The organism is Frankia sp. AgKG'84/4 (assembly GCF_023242965.2).
Taxonomy (GTDB): domain Bacteria; phylum Actinomycetota; class Actinomycetes; order Frankiales; family Frankiaceae; genus Frankia.
Genome location: NZ_JALKFU020001080.1, coordinates 1 through 1466 on the forward strand (window position 1 = coordinate 1; position 1466 = coordinate 1466).

The 1466-nt window shown below is 73.8% G+C and carries 1 protein-coding gene; it reads right to left on the reverse strand.

Going from position 1 to position 1466, the window contains the following annotated elements:
• Positions 1-50: 50 nt before the first annotated feature.
• The gene (locus tag MXD58_RS27430; protein ID WP_250610940.1) at positions 51-1328 is read right to left on the reverse strand and encodes a S1C family serine protease; all 1278 of its coding nucleotides are present in this window, start codon (positions 1326-1328) and stop codon (positions 51-53) included.
• Between the last annotated feature and the right edge of the window lie 138 nt (positions 1329-1466).

A 1466-nucleotide genomic window follows, 5' to 3' on the forward strand; every position in this document is an offset into this window, starting at 1 on the left:
CGGGCGGGCAGCCAGCTCGGGCGGGCAGCCAGCTCGGGCGGGCAGCCAGCTCAGGCGGGGGGCCCGCTCCCGAGGGTGACGGTCGCCGTCCGCGACTGGCCGGCGGAGTCCAGCCAGCCGAGCTGAACCTGATCGCCGGGGTGGTGGGTCACCATCAGCCTGCTCAGGGTTGTGGCGGAGTCCACGGCCCGACCGTCCAGCGAGGTGATGACATCACCGGCGGACAGGCCCGTCCGCTGGGCGGAAGTCCCGTCAACCACGCCGCTGACCGCCGCTCCGGAGGTGGTCGATCCGGTGCTGTCGCCGCGGCCGCCGCCCCCCTGACCCTCGGTCGAGGAGATCATCACGCCGAGGAAGGCGGCGGCGCCGACGTGGATCACGTCGCTGCCCTGGCCGGCCTCGATCTGCTTCGCGGTGGCGAGCGCCTGGTTGATCGGGATGGCGAAGCCCTGGTTGCCCGCGGCCTGCGCCGACGGTGTCATCGCGAAGCCCGCCGACGCGGCGGTGTTCATGCCGATCACCTTGCCGCCCTCGTCGACGAGGGCGCCACCGGAGTCGCCGGCCTGGACGTCGGCGTTGACCTCGATGAGGCCGGTCAGGTGTTCGGCGCTGCCGTCGGCCTCGTCGTTGGCGGTGATCGACTGGTCGAGGGCGGTGATCGCGCCGCCGGCGCTGCTGGGGGTGCCGCCGGTTCCCCCGGCATTGCCGATCGCGACGACCGACTGGCCGACGGCGGCCGTCGACGAGTCGCCGAGGGTGGCCGTGGTCAGCCCGGAGGCGTCCCCCAGCCGCAGGACCGCGATGTCGTGGGTCGCGTCGTAGCCGACGACGGTCGCGCTGTAGGTCTTCCCGTTCCCGACGTCCGTCGCGCTGATCGAGGTCGCGCCGTTGATCACGTGGTTGTTGGTCAGGACCTCGCCGGTGGAGCTCAGGACAATCCCGGTGCCGGCGCCCTCGGAGCTCTGGTAGCTGAACGTCGCGTTGATGTCGACCAGGGCCGGGGATGCCTTCGCGGCGATCGCCGCGACGTCACTCGGCCCTGCGCCGCCCGCCGCGGCGGACCCGCCCGAGGAGCCTCCCGACGAACCGTCCGAGGAGCCGCCCCGCTCCAGCGGCGACTGTCCGGACGACCCGGCGCCGCCCAGCCCACCCAGGCCGAAGGGCAGACCGCCGGAGGTGGCGCCACCGGAACCCAGGCCGCCGGGCAGCCCGGAGACACCGGAGACCGCGCTGGTCGAGTTCGACGGCGTCCAGACCTCATGCCCGATCCCGGCGCCGGCGCCGGCCGCGGATCGGACTGCCCCCGGCGCTCGACGCCCGGTGTCCACCGCTCGGAGTCCGTGCGGGACTCCGTCCGCGTTCCCCGGTCGGATCCCGACCACGACCGCGGTTCCGGCTTCACGGCGTGTTCCGGCTTCACGGCGTGTTCCGGCTTCACGGCGTGTTCCGGCTTCACGGCGTGTTCC